Source organism: Telluria beijingensis, from assembly GCF_030770395.1.
Classification (GTDB): domain Bacteria; phylum Pseudomonadota; class Gammaproteobacteria; order Burkholderiales; family Burkholderiaceae_D; genus Telluria; species Telluria beijingensis.
In genome coordinates this window covers 5,649,181-5,665,980 of sequence record NZ_CP132480.1, presented here as the reverse complement: position 1 = coordinate 5,665,980, position 16,800 = coordinate 5,649,181, and the positions used below count along the sequence as shown (strand labels likewise).

The following is a 16,800-nucleotide window of genomic DNA, read 5'->3' as shown; positions in this document are numbered from 1 at the left end:
TCCTTCCCGCCTCAGGCTGCCGGCGCCAGCCGCTCCAACCCGCCCATGTACGGACGCAGCACTTCCGGCACGATCACGCTGCCGTCGGCCTGCTGGTAGTTCTCCAGCACCGCCACCAGGGTACGGCCCACGGCCAGGCCCGAGCCGTTCAGGGTGTGCACCAGTTCCGGCTTGCCGGCGGCGTTGCGGAAGCGGGCCTGCATGCGGCGCGCCTGGAAACCTTCGCAGTTCGACAGCGACGAGATCTCGCGGTAGGTGTTCTGCGCCGGCAGCCACACTTCGATGTCATACGTCATGGCGGCACTGAAGCCCATGTCGCCGGTACACAGCTGCATCACGCGATACGGCAGGCCCAGCGAGGTCAGGATGAACTCGGCGTGGCCGACCATCTCTTCCAGCGCCGCGTACGACTGCTCCGGATGCACCACCTGGACCAATTCGACCTTGTCGAACTGGTGCTGGCGGATCATGCCGCGCGTGTCGCGGCCATAGGCGCCGGCTTCGGAACGGAAGCATGGGGTGTGCGCGGTCATCCTGATCGGCAGTTCATCGAGGGCCACGATCTCGTCGCGCACCACATTGGTCAGCGACACTTCCGAGGTCGGGATCAGGTAGAAGTTCTCGCCCTCGCCTTCCACGCCACCCTTCTTGACCGAGAACAGGTCGGCCTCGAACTTCGGCAGCTGGCCGGTGCCGCGCAGCGAGTCGGCATTGACCATGTACGGGGTGTAGCACTCGGTATAGCCATGCTGGCCGGTGTGGGTGTCGAGCATGAACTGCGCCAGCGCGCGGTGCAGGCGCGCCATGCCGCCCTTCATCATCGAGAAGCGCGAACCGGTGAGCTTGGTCGCGGTCTCGAAATCGAGGCCAAGGCGTTCGCCGATGTCGACGTGGTCGCGCACCTCGAAATCGAATGCCGACGGCGTGCCGACCTTGCGCACTTCGACGTTGCCGCTTTCGTCCAGGCCTTCGGGCGTGCTCTCGTGCGGCAGGTTGGGAATGGCTTCGACGAAGGTCGCCAATTTGGCCTGGACCGTGCCCAGCGCCACTTCATTGGCCTTGAGCTCGTCGCCCAGTCCGGCTACTTCGGCCATCACGGCCGTCGTGTCTTCGCCCTTGCCCTTCATCATGCCGATCTGCTTCGACAGCGCATTGCGCTTGCCTTGCAGTTCTTCGGTGCGCGTCTGGTTCGCCTTGCGTTCGGCCTCCAGCGCATTGAAACTGGCCACATCGAGCTGGTACTTGCGGGTCGCCAGGCGAGCGGCGACGTTGTCGATGTCTTTGCGGAGAAGTTGGATGTCAATCATGTCGGGTTGGACTGGGCTGTGTATCGAAAACACAATTGTACCAAGCCGACCGACATTATTTGCGAGATTCGGCAACCATGCTGCCGGGGCCTCGTTGCGCTGCCCCTAAAACCGGCTTGCGCCGGTTTTAGCGAGCCGCCAGGCGCGGTGCGCTGACGATCACGGTCTGGATGCTGGCCATGTCGATGGCAGGCGCGGCGCTTTCCGCGATCTCGATTGGACGTGCATTGGCGGTCGCGAAGCTGGCAACCAGGCCCAGGGCGGCGATGGCGAGGAACAGGGCTTCGAAGTTTTTACGGATGTTCATGATGGCTCCTTCAGGTGGTGGGTTTCAAGGTTCATTAAGTGCTGCGGTATGGTGGTACTTTACCCAGCACGCCCCTTGATCGCCATCGACTTGCGACGAAGCGCTTGAAATGCGGTGCAGAATGCGTCAATGCGCGACTGGCCGCGAAAAGCCGGCACGTTGCATGCCGTTGCAGGAAAAAACGCCGGTGGCGAGCCCACCGGCGCAGGTAGCAAGGTCAGGACGCGTCGCCGTCCGCGCGCGCGTCGTCGTCCAGGCTGCGCAGCCAGGCCATCTTTTCGGCGATCTTCGCCTCGATCCCGCGCGGCACCGGCTGGTACCAGCCGGGCTCGGCTATTCCATCCGGCAGATAGGTCTCGCCGGCCGCATAGGCATGCGGCTCGTCGTGCGCATAGCGGTATTCGTGGCCATAGCCCAGCTCTTTCATGAGCTTGGTCGGCGCATTGCGCAGGTGGACCGGCACCTCGCGCGACTTGTCCTTGCGCACGAACGCCATGGCCGCATTGAAGGCGTTGTAGCCGGCATTGCTCTTGGCCGCGATCGCCAGGTAGATCACAGCCTGGCCCAGCGCCAACTCGCCCTCCGGCGAACCGAGCCGCTCATAGGTCGCGGCGGCATCGTTGGCCAGCTGGATCGCGCGCGGATCGGCGATGCCGATGTCTTCCCAGGCCATGCGCACGATGCGGCGCGACAGGTACTTGGCGTCGGCGCCGCCGTCGAGCATGCGGCACAGCCAATACAGGGCGGCGTCCGGATGCGAGCCGCGCACCGATTTGTGCAGGGCCGAGATCTGGTCGTAGAAATTATCGCCGCCCTTGTCGAAGCGGCGCGCATTGAGCGTCAGCGCATTCTCGACGAACTCGGCGGTGATGCGATTGGTGCCGGCCGTATTCGCCGAGGTGCTGGTCTGCTCGAGCAGGTTCAGGAAGCGGCGCGCATCGCCGTCGGCATAGCCGACCAGGGTGTCGATCGCCAGCTCGTCGAATTCCAGGTGCTGCAAAGCCTCTTGACGGGCGCGCGCCAGCAACTGGCGCATCTCGGCGTCGTCCAGGGCCTTCAGTACATAGACCTGGGAACGCGACAGCAGCGCCGAGTTGACCTCGAACGAGGGATTCTCGGTAGTGGCGCCGATCAGGGTCACCAGGCCGCTCTCGACGAAGGGCAGCAAGGCATCCTGCTGCGATTTATTGAAACGGTGGATCTCGTCGATGAACAGGATCGTGTGCTTGCCGCGCGCCAGGTACTGCTCGGCCTGCTCGATGGCGGCGCGGATGTCCTTGACGCCCGACAACACCGCCGACAGCGCGATGAACTCGCAATCGAAGGCATAGGCCGTCAGGCGCGCGAGCGTGGTCTTGCCCACGCCGGGCGGGCCCCACAGGATCATCGAGTGCGGCTTGCCGGATTTGAAGACCAGGTTCAGCGGCTTGCCGGGGCCCAGCAGATGGCTCTGGCCGACCACCTCGTCGATGGTGCGCGGACGCAGGGCTTCGGCCAGCGGAGCGGCGGGCTCGGTCTTGAAGAGATCATCCGTGGACATGAATGGGGCTTACTGCTTTACCACGTCGGCGCCCTGCGGCACCTCGAACCTGAACTGCTGCGCCCCCAGCTGCGGATTGCGCTGGAAATTGGTGAAGGTCAGGCGGGAAGTCTGGCCGAAGGTGTCCTTCAACTCCATCGCCATCGGCACGCCGCCCTTCAGGCCGATGCTGATCTGCTCGAACGAGGTGTCCTTGGCCTTGGGCGTAGCGTTCAGCCATTCGAGGCCCTCGCGCGCGCCGGCTTCGGTCAGCGTGAAGTTCTCTTCCAGCTTGTTGCTGCCGAACAGGATCGCGGCCGGCGAGCTGCCCAGCGCGTTGCCCAGCTTGCGGGTGGTGACCTGGTTCAGGTCCTTGTCGTAGATGTACAGCGTCTCGCCGTCGGCCTGCAGCACCTGTTCGTAAGGCTTCTGGTAGGTCCAGATGAACTTGCCGGGGCGGGCGAACACGAAGCTGCCGCTCGAAGCCGGGGTGGCCTTGCCGCTTTTCGATTTGCCCAGTTGCTGCTGGGTGAATTCGCCCTTGGCCGACTGGGTCGACGCGACGAAGGATTTGAACTGGTCGAGCGCGGCGGCGTGGGCCGCGCCGCCGAATGCGAAAGCGCCGGCCGCCATCAGCGCCGCGAAAGTGAATTTGGTCATTGCTTGCATGCAGGGTTCCTTTATTGTTATTCGGCGCTGGCAGTCGGCACCAGGATGTCGCGGTTGCCGTTCGACTGCATCGGCGACACCATGCCGTTCTGCTCCATCTGCTCGATCAGGCGGGCTGCGCGGTTGTAGCCGATGCGCAGGTGGCGCTGGACCAGCGAGATCGAGGCCTTGCGGTTCTTGAGCACGACTTGCACCGCCTGGTCGTACATGGCGTCGGATTCGCCGCCGCCCTCGCCCGCCACCGCGCCGTCGGCGCCACCGCCCTCATCCAGCGTACCGCCTTCGAGAATGCCCTCAATATAATTCGGCTCGCCCTGCTCCTGCAGGTGTTTTACAACTCGATGCACTTCGTCGTCCGAGACGAAGGCGCCGTGGACCCGGACCGGCAGGCCGGTGCCGGGCGGCATGTACAGCATGTCGCCCATGCCCAGCAGGGTCTCGGCGCCCATCTGGTCGAGAATCGTGCGCGAGTCGATCTTGGACGAGACCTGGAACGCGATGCGGGTCGGGATGTTCGCCTTGATCAGGCCGGTAATCACGTCGACCGACGGCCGCTGGGTCGCAAGAATCAGGTGGATGCCGGCCGCGCGCGCCTTCTGGGCGATACGGGCGATCAGCTCTTCTACCTTCTTGCCGACGACCATCATCAGGTCGGCCAGTTCGTCGATGATGATGACGATGGTCGGCAGTTTTTCCAGCGGCTCCGGTGCGTCCGGCGTGATCGAGAACGGGTTCGGGATGTGTTCCTCGCGCTTGGCGGCGTCGAGGATCTTGCCGTTGTAGCCGGCCAGGTTGCGCACACCGAGTTTACTCATGAGCTTGTAGCGGCGCTCCATCTCGTTGACCGCCCAGTTCAGCGCGTGGCCGGCCTGGCGCATATCGGTCACGACCGGCGCCAGCAGGTGCGGGATGCCCTCATAGACCGACATCTCCAGCATCTTCGGGTCGATCAGGATCAGGCGCACGTCGGCCGGGTCGGCCTTATAGAGCAGCGACAGGATGGTGGCGTTGATGCCGACCGATTTACCCGAACCGGTGGTACCCGCCACCAGCAGGTGCGGCATCTTGGCCAGGTCGGCCACCACCGGCTTGCCGGCGATGTCCTTGCCCAGGGCCACGGTCAGGCTTGAGGCGCTGTCGCCATACACCTTGGAGCCGAGGATTTCGGTCAGGCGCACGATCTGCCGCTTCGGATTCGGCAATTCGAGGGCCATGTAGTTCTTGCCGGGGATGGTTTCGACCACGCGGATCGAGGTGAGCGACAGCGAACGCGCCAGGTCGCGCGCCAGATTGACGATCTGGCTGCCCTTGACGCCGGTGGCCGGCTCGATCTCGTAGCGGGTGACGACCGGCCCCGGATAGGCGGCCACGACCTTGGCTTCGACGCCGAAGTCGGACAGCTTCTTTTCGATCAGGCGGCTGGTGAATTCGAGCGTCTCGACGGACACCGTTTCCTGGGCCGCGGGCGCATCGTCCAGCAGCGCCAGCGGTGGCAGGCCGGTGTCGCTGTTCAGGTCCTGGAACAGTGGCGACTGGCGCTCCTTCTCGGCGCGTTCGGATTTCGGCACGCTGACCATCTGCGGCTCGATCTTGATGCTCGGCGCGGCGGCCTGGGCCGACGGCAGCGATGGCGCAGTCGCCGCGGCGGTCGCCACCGGCTTCGGCGCCGGCGGCGCCATCTCGAGCGACGGCTCGGTCTTGACCACCGGGATCGGCTTGTTCTCGTGCTTTTCGGTGAACTTGGCGCGCTCGTTGACCACCACCTCGTCGCGCTTGACGGCGGCGGCCTCGCCCTGGCGGCGGTCTTCGATGTCTTCCATGCGCATGCGGAACCAGTCGAAGGAGCCGTCGACCACGGCGCCGATGCGCTCGGCCACGTTCAGCCACGACACCTGGAAGAACAGCGAGAAGCCCAGGAAGAACAGCAGCAGCAACAGCAGGGTCGCGCCGGTCGAGCCGAAGGCCACGTGGCTCGAGTGGCCGATGAGCTGGCCCAGCACCCCGCCCGGGGCGCGCGGGAGCTCGACGTCCCACGACCACATGCGCAGGTATTCCAGGCCGACGCTGCCGGCGAACATCAGGGCGAAGCCGATCCAGCGCACGTACAGCTCGCCGTGGTGTTCCGGTTCCGCCACCTTGGTGCCGAGCTTGTCGGTGAGCCGGCGCCAGCCGCGCCAGACCTGGCGCAGGAAGATCACGCCCCACCACCAGGCCGAGAAACCGAAGATGAACAGCAGCAGGTCGGACAGCCAGGCGCCGGCGCGGCCGCCCAGGTTGGCGATGCGCGGGACCACGTTGGCGTGCGACCAGCCCGGATCGGCCTTGCTGTAGCTGAGCATGATCAGGACGAAGTACAGGAAGGCCACCGCGCCGGCGATCCAGCGCGCCTCGGACAGCAGGCGCGCGAGGCGGCCCGGCAGCGGCCGGCGGACGGCGGTGCTGGCCTGGGTACGGGTGTATCCGGAGGTGCTGGCTTGGCTATTCTTGCTCATTACAGGTACTGCGGAAGTAATTACTATCGACGATCCGTCCATTCTAAGCGATATACGGCCGCGTTGGCCCCACGATTCATGCTCGGCCGCATCATCGACCGCAACCTCGACTATAATCGGCGCTCTTCGGACACCCTCAGCCCGAGCCGGTGGCCTCTTGATTCCTGTCAGGCCGCCCCCAATTGCCGTGTGTCCACATAACAACCACGAGAAGCAAAGAGCGCCGCCATGACTACTACCAAACACGCCAAAGTCCTCATCCTCGGTTCCGGGCCAGCCGGTTATAGCGCCGCCGTCTACGCCGCGCGCGCCAACCTGAAGCCGATGCTGGTGACCGGCGTCGAGCAGGGCGGCCAGCTGATGACCACGACCGACGTCGAGAACTGGCCGGGTGACCCGCTGGGCGTGCAAGGTCCGGAACTGATGCAACGCCTGCTGCAGCATGCCGAGCGCTTCAATACCGAGATCGTGTTTGATCACATCCACACGACCTACCTGAACGAAAAACCGATTCGCCTGGTGGGCGACAGCCACACGTTTACCTGCGATGCCCTGATCATCGCCACCGGCGCCTCGGCCCAATACCTCGGCCTGCCGTCGGAACAGGCCTTCATGGGCCGCGGCGTGTCGGCCTGCGCCACCTGCGACGGCTTCTTCTACCGCAACCAGGAAGTCGCGGTCATCGGCGGCGGCAATACCGCGGTCGAGGAAGCCCTGTACCTGGCCGGCATTGCCTCGAAAGTCACCCTGATCCACCGCCGCGACAAGTTCCGCGCCGAGCCGATCCTGGTCGACCGCCTGATGCACAAGGTCAGCGAAGGCAAGATCGTGCTCGAACTGAACCAGACCCTGGACGAAGTGCTGGGCGACCAGAGCGGCGTGACCGCGCTGCGCCTCAAGTCGGCGAACGGCGACGCGACCAAGGAACTAAGCGTGCACGGCCTGTTCGTGGCGATCGGCCACAAGCCGAACACCGGCATCTTCGAAGGCCAGCTCGAGATGCACAGTGGCGGCTACCTGGTGACCAGGTCGGGCCTGGAAGGCATGGCGACCGCCACCAGCGTGCCGGGCGTGTTCGCCGCCGGCGACGTGCAGGACCACGTCTATCGCCAGGCGATCACCAGCTCGGGCACCGGTTGCATGGCCGCGCTCGACGCCCAGCGCTACCTGGAAGCGCTGGAAGACGATCCGAAATAACCAGTCATAAAAGGCAGCAAACGATGGCGGGCATGAAAGACTTCGCTGACCTCAAGGGCTTGCGCGACCGGCTCAAGGAAGAGGAGCGCGTGCGCGCCATCGAACAGGCCGAACGCGAGAAGCGCGAACGCATCGCGCGTGAGCGCGCGGTCGAGTTCCGCACCTCGATGGAAGGCATTACCAGGCTGCCCGAATCGGACCGCTACGTGCACCGTCCGGTGTATGTGGCGCCGAATCGCGCTGTCCGGCAGCGCGAGCAGCTCAGCCCCGAGGAAGAAACGGCGGCCGTGCTGCGCGCGTCGATGTCCGACGAGCTGTCGGACCTGTTCGACGTCGAGGGCCTGCTCGACGAAGACCCGTCGATGAGCTATGCCCGCGATGGCGTCGGCCCTGACGTCGTCAAGAAGCTGCGCAAGCGCCACTGGCCGATCCAGGACGAACTTGACCTGCACGGCCTGACCCGCGACGGCGCGCGCGACGCCCTCACCGATTTCCTCCACCGCGCCAACCGGCGCGGCGTGCGCTGCGTGCGCATCATCCACGGCATCGGCTATGGCTCGCCCAAGGGCGAACCGGTGCTGCGCAGCATCGTGCACAGCTGGCTGGTACAGAAAAACGAAGTCATCGCCTTCTGCGCCGCCGGCCGCGCCGACGGCGGCCATGGCGCCCTGATCGCCCTGCTGCGCCCCGCCCTGCACGATTGACGTCGCGCAGGGCAGACGCCGGCGTTCATGTCGTGTGACAATGACCCGTTTCACAGTTGCAATTCAGCCAAAACCCGTCCGTTGAAGGTAGAATGCCTCCACGCCGGACGTTCCGGCCGTTCGAAAAGGGGAAGTGTATTGAAGGCAACGCAAGCAGTTCCAATGGAACATGGACGGCACGTCGACCTGCTGTCCTGCGCTGACGAGCCCATTCATATTCCCGGCTCGATCCAGCCGCATGGCGCGCTGCTGTTCTTCCGGCATGATGGCCAGCTCGCGGGCTGGAGCGCCAACGCCCCTGCCATGCTCGGCATCGTGCCCGAGCTCGGCCTGCCGTTCGCCGCCCTGGCCCTGCCGCCCACCGCCCTCGAGGCCATTGGCGACTGCATCGCCGCCCGGGATGACGACGACGCGGCCCCGCTGGTGGCCGGCCTGAATATCGGTGGCGCCGACTACGATTGCGTGGTGCATGCGGCCGATGGCCGCGTGGTGGCCGAATTCGAGCGCCGCGAGACGTCCAGCGAAGAGGTGTCGCGCTTCGCGATCAAGGCCCACGGCTCGATCGACCGCCTGCGCCGCCAGAAGACGATCGACGCCCTGCTCGCCTCGGCGGTGCAGCAGGTGCGCGAGTTCACCGGCTTCGACCGCGTGATGGCCTATCGCTTCCGTCCCGACGACAGCGGCGACGTGGTCGCCGAGAGCCGGCGCGACGACCTGGTGCCCTACCTCGGACAACGCTACCCTGCCGGAGATATCCCGGCCCAGGCACGCCGCCTGTACACGCTCAACACCCTCCGCACGATCGCCGACATGGGCTACGCCGCGGTGTCCCTGCTCGGCGCGCCGGATGCGGCGCCGCTGGACATGAGCTTCTCCGTACTGCGCAGCGTCTCGCCGGTGCATGTCGAGTATCTCAAGAACATGGGCGTGTGCGCCTCGATGAGCGTGTCGATCGTGATCAACGGTCGACTGTGGGGCCTGATCGCCTGCCATCACATGGCGCCCAAGCTGGTGCCGCACGCGGTGCGCCTGGCCGCCGACGTGCTGGCGCAGGTGATGGCCTCGACCATCCACAGCATCGAGGCGCGCGAAGACGCCTCGCTGGCCGAGCAGTCGGCCCGGGTGCGCACCGCCCTGGTCGAATCGCTGCTGCTCGACGACGATCCGCTCGACGCCATCGGCCAGCACGCGCGCGCCCTGCTGCAGGCCTCCGGTGCGCAGGCCATGCTCGTCACCCAGCACGGCAAGATCGCGCAGTTCGGCGACCTGTCCGAGGAACTGGCCGAGGCCGTCATCCATTCGCTGCCCGAAAACCAGCACGACCTGGTGGTGCGCGAACTGCAGGCCGACTGGCCGGCCGCCCTGCACGGCAAGCTCGGCAAATGGGTAGGCATGCTGGCCCTGCCTTTCGATCCGCTGGGCCACGGCTGGTGTGTTTTGCTGCGGCTGGAACAGATCGAGCAGGTAGCCTGGGGCGGACGGCCCGACAAGACTGTTGCGCTCGGGCCGCTGGGCGAACGCCTGACCCCGCGCGGCTCGTTCGACGCCTGGTATGAAACGGTGCGCGGCAGCGCCCATCCCTGGGAAGCGAGCGTGCTGGCCAATGCGCGCCTGACGCTGGCCGAACTGGTACGCGCCGTGAACGCGCACCGGGCCCAGACCGAGGCCACCCGCGCGCAGTTGCTGGCGATGCTGGGGCACGACCTGCGCGACCCGCTCCATTCGATCAGCATGGCAGGCATGGTGCTGGAACGCACCGGCAACGGCGCCGCTGGCAACGCTGGCAGTCACCAGCCGACGCTGGGCAAGCGCATCCAGTCGTCCACCAACCGCATGCAGCGCATGATCGGCCAGGTGCTCGACATGAGCCGCATCGACCGTGGCATGGGACTGGGCGTGACACTACAGCCGGTCGACATGAAGGCGCTGCTGGAGGACCTGATCGACGAAGCGCGCATGGCGTACCCGGGCATTCCGATCGAACTGGTGTGCGATGACGCGGTGATTGTCAATGCCGATGAAGGGCGCCTGGGCCAGGTGCTGTCCAACCTGCTGAGCAATGCCCGCCATCACGGCGAGCCGGGTAAATCGGTGCGCGTGAGCCTGAAGGCGCACGCCGGCCAGGCCGTGCTCGACGTCGCCAATGCGGGAAAGGAAATCCCGCATGAGCTGGCGGCGACCCTGTTCAATCCCTTCAAGCGCGCTTCGCTGAACAATCCGCGCAACCGCAGCGGCATGGGCCTGGGCCTGTACATCGCGCAGCAGATCGTGCGCGAGCACAGCGGCGAGATCGCCTACCGCTACGAGGACGAGCGGGTGGTGTTCACCTTGCGCCTGCCGCTGGCCGGCTGACCAGCGTCGGCAGCGTCCAGCCGCCGCCGGCGGCGATGCCGCGGCACATGCCGGTGGTGCTCGAACCGGTATGGATGAACTGGCGGCCATCCCAGGTCCATTCGTCGTGGCCCCAGCAGTCGCCGATGCCGCGCCCCTTGTGGGCGGCGCCGATGACACCCTGGTCGTAGTCCGTGCCCGATTGCGTCACCAGTTGCGGCGCGAACGGCGGCTTGCGGTTCGCGACCCAGTAGCCGTGGCCCTCGTTGTAGGCGCCGCGCCAGCAGCGCGCCGAGACCAGCATCTTGTCCCTTGTGAGCGGCGCATAGGAAAACTGCGTCTCGCCGGTAGCGATCGCCTCGAGGTCGGCGCAGTCGTCGTTGCCGGCCGTCTTGCGCAGGGTCGCGAGCAGGATCCGTTCTTCTTCCTTGCCCAGGCGCGGCAGCTCGCCGGCCGGGACGGCGGCTGCCGCAACCACCGGGGCCGGCAAGGCGGGCAATACATCCTGTTCGTTCTTGCCGCCTTTGCGGATGGCGGCGCCCGGCGTGCCGAGGCGGCCCTGGAACTCGTCCATCTTGAGCAGCACCGCCGACGCGCCCTTGCCCGACAGGGTCCAGCTGCGTCCTCCCGCGCGCCATGCGACCTTGCCGGTGCTGGCAACGGCGCGCAGCAGGGCCTGGGATTGGGAAGCGCTCAGGTTGCCTGCCGCTTCCTCGCGGTCCAGCGTGACCGTGCCGAGCGCGCGGCCGTCGACCTGCATCGCCAGTGTTGTCGGGAGATCGATAGCGTCATCGGCATCGCCCAGGCGCAGGCGAGCATCAAAGGCCTGGCCGGGGCCGGCCTTGCGCTCCAGTAGCACGGTCAGCGGCGGGTTGCGGCCGTCTTCCGGATGGTAGCCGGCGGCGCGGCAGGTGCGGGTGTTGTCGCAGGCGAGTTCCCAGTCGTGGTGCTGGAAACGCAGTTGCGGAAGCTCGGCCGCCTGCAGCGGAACGAGGCAGTTGGCGGCGGCCAGGGCCGCCATCGGAATGAGAGCGAAGCGCATGCGCTGGTGGTCTTTCTCGTGGTGTTGGCTAGGGCACAGATTTACCTTACGTAAGTCTGCGGGCGCATGGTAGTCTAACAACACTTCCTGCTCTCCGCTGCTGCATGACCCTCATCAAGTTCATCGAAATCATGGCGATCCTGGTCGGCGCGTTTTCCGGCTTCATCGAGGCGCGGCGCAAGCGCATGGACCTGGTCGGGGTGTTCACGGTCGCCTTCATCACCGCTTTCGGCGGCGGTACCCTGCGTGACATCCTGCTCGACAAGCGTCCGCTGTTCTGGGTCACCCACCAGGAATACGCGATCGCGATCTTCGTGCTGGCGCTGGTGGCCTCGCCCCTGATTCGCACGCTGCGCCAGATCGTCTCCGAACGCCTGATCGTGATCGCCGATGCGGTCGGATTGGGGCTGTTCTCGATCGCGGGGACGTCGGCGGCGCTGGCGGCCGACATGCCGATCTTTATCGCCTCGATGATGGGCGTGATCACCGGGATTTTTGGCGGCGTGCTGCGCGATATCGTCTGTAACGAAGTGCCGATGGTGTTCAGGGATGGCAAACCGTATGCGATCTGCGCCTTCCTCGGCAACTGGCTGTTCCTGTTGATGGGCAAGTACGGCGTGTCGCATGACTTTGCGCTGTGGTCGAGCTGCCTGTTCATTAGTGGCTTGCGGCTGCTGACGTGGAAGTTCGATATGCGGATGGGACGTTGAACGCAATACGCCTGCTTTTTACGAAGTAGCACTAAACCACCTCTGATCGACTCATCCCTGCAAGCTGTTCACCGCACTGCGTGCAGGATCGCGGCTCCGGTTCATGACTGCACGCTTAAGTTGGTTAGTTACAAAAATCCAGGTTTAGTGGGTGGTGTTGATAGGCTCTGTTTTTGCTCCTGATGGCCGTATTGCCATCTACCACCGGGCGGATGTGGTTAGTTCACCTCAATATCTAGTAACTTCACAGTGCTACATTGACCATCGGAAAATTCATAGAGCGGTGTCATGCGTGCAAGTTCAGGCAGATCGGCATCGAGGCTGCTCACTCTCGCTACTTTACTGATCACCATCCCAGCCTCAGCAAGCGACGCCTCTAAAACGATGAAACCCGCAGGCATCATCGGAGAATGGAAGATCAGGTCTGTGCTCGACTACGCAACGATTTCAATCGGTCCCGATCAAGCGAAGCGGTTGATCGAAAAGGACCTGATCATCAGCGAAGAGAAAATCAGATTCGGCGACCAGGTATGCTCTGAATCGAATTTCCTTGCCGAGCGCGTGGAAACGAATATCGAGCTCAGAGAGAACGCACGCGTAAGCAATAATCAGCTACGCCTGCCGAATCCTGTCACCGTCGTGGAGCTGAGTTGCGCTTACGTCTACATCAAGGACCGGAACCGAATCGTCCTGGCCTGGAACGGGATTTTTTCGACGCCGTTCGTAAGAAGCGGCAGGGAGCGGCCATGCACTCCCGACAAAATCCCACTGCCGCGAAGTAGGCGACCGCTCCATCCTGCCGCGGAAAGGTCGCCTGCATCACTCACACCGCGTCCGCGCCGGTCTCGCCGGTACGGATACGAATCACCTGTTCCACGTTCTGCACGAAGATCTTGCCGTCGCCGATCTTGCCGGTACGCGCGGCCTTGATGATGGCGTCGACTACCTGCTCGGCCATCGAATCGTCCACCACCACCTCGATCTTCACCTTCGGCAGGAAGTCGACCACGTACTCGGCGCCGCGATACAGCTCGGTGTGGCCCTTCTGGCGGCCGAAGCCCTTCACTTCAGTGACGGTCAGGCCGGTCACGTTCACCTCGGCCAGCGCTTCACGCACTTCGTCGAGCTTGAACGGCTTGATCACGCAGGTAATCTGTTTCATGGTGTTGGTCCTTTCATATACCAGAGTTAATCGGGGATGTTCGCCAGGTCGTCGAGCCACACGGTTGCTTCGGAGTCGGACGGCGCGCGCCAGTCGCCGCGCGGCGACAGCGAGCCGCCATTGCCGACCTTCGGTCCGTTGGGCACGCAGGAGCGCTTGAACTGGCTGGTCTTGAAGAAGCGGAACAGGAAGATCGACAGGTTGCGCTTGATGGCGCCCAGGTCATACTGGTTGCGCGTGCCCAGCTCCTCGGGCCAGCGCCCAAGCTCGCGGTCCTGCCAGGCCGAATACGCGAGGAAGGCGGTCTTGCTCGGCTTGTAGCCATAGCGCAGCGTGTAGAATAGATTGAAGTCCTGCAGCTCGTAGGGGCCGATCCTGTCCTGCGTGCTCTGGGCGGGTTTGTCGTCATTCTCTCCTCCTGGCACCAGCTCGGGGCTGATCTCGGTATCGAGGATGTCGAGCAGCACCTGGGCCTGGCCGCCGACCACCGCGCCGGTCTCGGCGACCCAGCGCACCAGGTAGGAAATCAGGGTCTTGGGCACGCTGGCGTTCACGTTGTAGTGCGACATATGGTCGCCCACGCCATAGGTGCACCAGCCCAGCGCCAGCTCGGACAGGTCGCCGGTGCCGATCACGATCCCGTTATGGAAGTTCGCCAGCCGGAACAGGTGGTTGGTGCGCTCGCCCGCCTGCACGTTCTCGAACGTGATGTCGTACTCAGGCTTGCCTTCGGCGTACGGGTGGCCGAGGTCCTTCAGCATCTGGATGCAGCTCGGCCGGATGTCGATCTCTTGCGCGCTGCAGCCGACCGCCGCCATCAGGTCGCGCGCCTGCTTCAGTGTGCGGCCGCTGGTGGCGAAGCCCGGCATCGTATAGGCCAGGATGTTGGTGCGCGGCAGGCCGAGACGGTCCATGGCCTTGGCGCACACCAGCAGCGCATGGGTCGAATCGAGGCCGCCCGAAACCCCGATCACCACCTTCTGGATGCCGCTCGAGGACAGGCGCTGGATCAGGGCCTGGACCTGGATGTTGTAGACCTCGGTGCAGCGTTCGTCGCGCCGCGCGCGGTCAGCCGGCACGTAGGGGAAGCGCTCGATTGCCCGTTCCAACGGCAGCGTGCGCTCCAGCGGGAGATCGAGCTCGAAGCCGATGACACGGAAGTTCGATACTTCGTTCGCATGACGCCGCACCGATTGCGCGAAGGTGGTCGCCTTCATGCGCTCGGTCGACAGGCGATCCAGGTCGACGTCGGCATAGATGATGTGCGAGTCGTCGCTGAAGCGCTCGGACTCGGCCAGCAGCTCGCCCTTCTCGTAGATCAGCGACTGGCCGTCCCAGGCCATGTCGGTGGTCGATTCGCCGCGGCCGGCCGAGGTGTACAGGTAGGCCGCCATGCAGCGCGCCGACTGCTGGCCGACCAGCTGGTGGCGGTAGCCGCTCTTGCCCACCACGACGTTCGAGGCCGACAGGTTGACCAGCACCGTGGCGCCGGCCATCGCCGCGAACGAGGATGGCGGCACGGGCACCCAGACGTCCTCGCAGATCTCGACGTGGAAGCGCAGCAGCGGCAGGTTGGCGACCTCGAACAGCAGGTTGGCGCCGAAGGGAATCGGCTCGCCGAACAGTTCGATCCGGTCCACCGCCGCGCAATCCGCGGGAGTGAACTGCCGGGATTCGTAAAACTCGCCATAATTGGGCAAGAAGCTCTTTGGCACCACGCCCAATACCTTGCCGTTGGCGACCACGACGCCGCAGTTGAACAGCATGTGGTTGACCCGCAGCGGCATGCCGATGACCATGGCCAGCGGCAGCGATTTCGATTCCTCGACGATGGCGCTCAAGCCTTCGAGGCAGGCGTCGAGCAGCGCGCGCTGGTGGAACAGGTCGTCGCAGGTGTACGCCGACAGGCCCAGCTCGGGGGAGGCGACCAGCGCCGCACCCTGCCCTGCCGCCTGGCGCGCGAGCAGGATGGTCTGCTCGACGTTGTAGGCCGGGTCGGCGATCCGCACGCGCGGGCTGGCCACCGCGACGCGGGCGAAATGGTGCGAATAGAGATTGAAGAATCGGCTGTTCATGGTGGTATCGTTCGCAATACGGCAGACGCCTGGCTCAGCCTGGCCCGTCCTGTCCGGCACTTCGTCTTAATGGAAGCAATTTTGAATTATCGCACGCATATCGTTTCAGATTTGTCCGAAGTCGGCCAATCCAGCTGGGATGAATTGGTTCTTGCCCAGCCGGCGCCGACGCCCTTCCTGTCCTATGCCTTCCTGCACGCCCTGCACGCGTCAGGCAGCGCCTCGCCCGAGACCGGGTGGCAGCCGCAATTCCTGCTGCTGTACGATGAAGAAGACAAACTGGCGGCCGCCCTGCCGCTGTACGTCAAAGACCATTCGTATGGCGAATATGTGTTCGACTGGGCCTGGGCCGACGCCTATCAGCGCCATGGACTCGATTATTATCCCAAGCTGCTGTCGGCGATCCCGTTCACGCCGGTGGCCGGCGCACGGCTGCTGGCACGCGACGCCGGGGCGCGCGCGGCGCTGGTCGAGGTGCTGTGCGCCACCCAGCGGGCGACCGAGGTGTCGTCGACCCACGTGCTGTTCCCGCCCGAAGAAGAGGCGCAGTCGCTGCGCGAGGCCGGCTTCCTGCTGCGCAGCGGCGTGCAGTTCCACTGGCTGAACCAGGGCTACCGCAGCTTCGATGAATTCCTGGCCACGCTCGAGCAAAAGAAGCGCAAGAACATCCGCGCCGAGCGGCGCAAGGTGCTAGACGCCGGCATCACCCTGCGCCGGGTGCGCGGCAAGGATGCCACGCGCGAGAACTGGGTGCTGTTCAACCGCTGCTACCGCAATACCTACCGCGAGCACCACTCGACGCCCTATCTGAACCTGGATTTCTTCCTGCGCATCGGTGCAACGATGCCGGAGAATATCCTGCTGGTGATCGCGGAGAAGGAAGGCCGGGCGATCGCGGCCTCGCTCGTGATCCACGACCGGGACACGCTGTATGGCCGCTACTGGGGGGCGCTGGAGCACGTGGCCTGCCTGCACTTCGAGGCGGCGTATTACCAGCCGCTGGAGTTCTGCATCGAACAGGGCATATCGACGTTCGAAGGCGGCGCCCAGGGCGAACACAAGATGGCGCGCGGCTTTTTACCGACCAGGACCTGGTCGGCGCACTGGTTGGCGCATCCGTCCTTCTCGGACGCGGTGGAGCGCTTCCTGGAGCGTGAGGCGGGAGGAATCGACGACTACATGGATGAGCTGAACGAACGCAGCCCGTTCCGCGCAGGATAGCACCTGTGCCGCCCCGGCCGCCATGGGTCAAGCCATGAAAAAAGGCTGGACCGCAAAACGGTTC

General features: G+C 64.9%; 13 protein-coding genes. 5 read left to right on the top strand and 8 right to left on the bottom strand.

The genetic code is table 11. The annotated features are described in order from the left end of the window. Window positions 1-11: 11 nt before the first annotated feature. The 5 genes from serS to Q9246_RS24940 form a co-directional block, all read right to left on the bottom strand. Complete coding sequence (serS, locus tag Q9246_RS24960) at window positions 12-1,307, bottom strand: serine--tRNA ligase (RefSeq protein ID WP_306393980.1); 1,296 nt, start codon at window positions 1,305-1,307, stop codon at window positions 12-14. Between the two features lie 127 nt (window positions 1,308-1,434). Continuing rightward, complete coding sequence (locus Q9246_RS24955) at window positions 1,435-1,614, bottom strand: hypothetical protein (RefSeq protein ID WP_306393979.1); 180 nt, start codon at window positions 1,612-1,614, stop codon at window positions 1,435-1,437. A gap of 217 nt (window positions 1,615-1,831) precedes the next feature. Beyond that, window positions 1,832-3,154: a replication-associated recombination protein A gene (locus tag Q9246_RS24950; protein WP_306393978.1), complete on the bottom strand. Its 1,323-nt coding sequence runs from the start codon at window positions 3,152-3,154 to the stop codon at window positions 1,832-1,834. Window positions 3,155-3,163: 9 nt separating this feature from the next. Next, window positions 3,164-3,802: an outer membrane lipoprotein chaperone LolA gene (lolA, locus tag Q9246_RS24945; protein ID WP_306393975.1), complete on the bottom strand. Its 639-nt coding sequence runs from the start codon at window positions 3,800-3,802 to the stop codon at window positions 3,164-3,166. A 17-nt stretch (window positions 3,803-3,819) separates the two neighbouring features. Continuing rightward, complete coding sequence (locus Q9246_RS24940) at window positions 3,820-6,294, bottom strand: DNA translocase FtsK (RefSeq protein WP_306393973.1); 2,475 nt, start codon at window positions 6,292-6,294, stop codon at window positions 3,820-3,822. 228 nt (window positions 6,295-6,522) lie between these two features. Here Q9246_RS24940 and trxB point away from each other — a divergent pair, with 228 nt between their 5' ends. The 3 genes from trxB (at window position 6,523) to Q9246_RS24925 (ending at window position 10,547) form a co-directional block, all read left to right on the top strand. Continuing rightward, the gene (gene trxB, locus Q9246_RS24935; protein WP_306393971.1) at window positions 6,523-7,491 is read left to right on the top strand and encodes a thioredoxin-disulfide reductase; all 969 of its coding nucleotides are present in this window, start codon (window positions 6,523-6,525) and stop codon (window positions 7,489-7,491) included. A gap of 23 nt (window positions 7,492-7,514) precedes the next feature. Next, window positions 7,515-8,195, top strand: a complete 681-nt coding sequence (locus Q9246_RS24930) for a Smr/MutS family protein (protein ID WP_306393969.1) — start codon at window positions 7,515-7,517, stop codon at window positions 8,193-8,195. A gap of 162 nt (window positions 8,196-8,357) precedes the next feature. After that, window positions 8,358-10,547: an ATP-binding protein gene (locus Q9246_RS24925; RefSeq protein ID WP_306393967.1), complete on the top strand. Its 2,190-nt coding sequence runs from the start codon at window positions 8,358-8,360 to the stop codon at window positions 10,545-10,547. On the opposite strand, the gene Q9246_RS24920 is transcribed toward Q9246_RS24925, so the two are convergent. Further along, on the bottom strand, window positions 10,519-11,568 hold the full coding sequence (locus tag Q9246_RS24920; protein ID WP_306393965.1) for a DUF1176 domain-containing protein: 1,050 nt from the start codon (window positions 11,566-11,568) through the stop codon (window positions 10,519-10,521). The genes Q9246_RS24925 and Q9246_RS24920 overlap by 29 nt on opposite strands. Window positions 11,569-11,672: 104 nt before the next feature. Here Q9246_RS24920 and Q9246_RS24915 point away from each other — a divergent pair, with 104 nt between their 5' ends. Continuing rightward, window positions 11,673-12,278 carry a trimeric intracellular cation channel family protein gene (locus Q9246_RS24915; RefSeq protein ID WP_137172031.1) on the top strand — a complete coding sequence of 202 codons (606 nt, stop codon included), beginning with the start codon at window positions 11,673-11,675 and terminating at the stop codon, window positions 12,276-12,278. A gap of 823 nt (window positions 12,279-13,101) precedes the next feature. Here Q9246_RS24915 and Q9246_RS24910 read toward each other — a convergent pair. Beyond that, window positions 13,102-13,440 (bottom strand): P-II family nitrogen regulator, encoded by a 339-nt coding sequence (locus Q9246_RS24910; RefSeq protein ID WP_078032232.1) that lies wholly within the window; start codon window positions 13,438-13,440, stop codon window positions 13,102-13,104. 26 nt (window positions 13,441-13,466) lie between these two features. Then, window positions 13,467-15,515: an NAD(+) synthase gene (locus Q9246_RS24905; RefSeq protein WP_306393962.1), complete on the bottom strand. Its 2,049-nt coding sequence runs from the start codon at window positions 15,513-15,515 to the stop codon at window positions 13,467-13,469. A 69-nt stretch (window positions 15,516-15,584) separates the two neighbouring features. Here Q9246_RS24905 and Q9246_RS24900 point away from each other — a divergent pair, with 69 nt between their 5' ends. Then, window positions 15,585-16,736 carry a GNAT family N-acetyltransferase gene (locus tag Q9246_RS24900; RefSeq protein WP_306393961.1) on the top strand — a complete coding sequence of 384 codons (1,152 nt, stop codon included), beginning with the start codon at window positions 15,585-15,587 and terminating at the stop codon, window positions 16,734-16,736. Window positions 16,737-16,800: the final 64 nt, after the last annotated feature.

What these genes read in the sequence shown, in the direction of transcription:
- serS (WP_306393980.1), bottom strand. Translation starts at nt 1,307, where the DNA reads ATGATTGACATCCAACTTCTCCGCAAAGACATCGACAACGTCGCCGCT.
- Q9246_RS24955 (WP_306393979.1), bottom strand. Translation starts at nt 1,614, where the DNA reads ATGAACATCCGTAAAAACTTCGAAGCCCTGTTCCTCGCCATCGCCGCC.
- Q9246_RS24950 (WP_306393978.1), bottom strand. Translation starts at nt 3,154, where the DNA reads ATGTCCACGGATGATCTCTTCAAGACCGAGCCCGCCGCTCCGCTGGCC.
- lolA (WP_306393975.1), bottom strand. Translation starts at nt 3,802, where the DNA reads ATGCAAGCAATGACCAAATTCACTTTCGCGGCGCTGATGGCGGCCGGC.
- Q9246_RS24940 (WP_306393973.1), bottom strand. Translation starts at nt 6,294, where the DNA reads ATGAGCAAGAATAGCCAAGCCAGCACCTCCGGATACACCCGTACCCAG.
- trxB (WP_306393971.1), top strand. Translation starts at nt 6,523, where the DNA reads ATGACTACTACCAAACACGCCAAAGTCCTCATCCTCGGTTCCGGGCCA.
- Q9246_RS24930 (WP_306393969.1), top strand. Translation starts at nt 7,515, where the DNA reads ATGGCGGGCATGAAAGACTTCGCTGACCTCAAGGGCTTGCGCGACCGG.
- Q9246_RS24925 (WP_306393967.1), top strand. Translation starts at nt 8,358, where the DNA reads ATGGAACATGGACGGCACGTCGACCTGCTGTCCTGCGCTGACGAGCCC.
- Q9246_RS24920 (WP_306393965.1), bottom strand. Translation starts at nt 11,568, where the DNA reads ATGCGCTTCGCTCTCATTCCGATGGCGGCCCTGGCCGCCGCCAACTGC.
- Q9246_RS24915 (WP_137172031.1), top strand. Translation starts at nt 11,673, where the DNA reads ATGACCCTCATCAAGTTCATCGAAATCATGGCGATCCTGGTCGGCGCG.
- Q9246_RS24910 (WP_078032232.1), bottom strand. Translation starts at nt 13,440, where the DNA reads ATGAAACAGATTACCTGCGTGATCAAGCCGTTCAAGCTCGACGAAGTG.
- Q9246_RS24905 (WP_306393962.1), bottom strand. Translation starts at nt 15,515, where the DNA reads ATGAACAGCCGATTCTTCAATCTCTATTCGCACCATTTCGCCCGCGTC.
- Q9246_RS24900 (WP_306393961.1), top strand. Translation starts at nt 15,585, where the DNA reads ATGGAAGCAATTTTGAATTATCGCACGCATATCGTTTCAGATTTGTCC.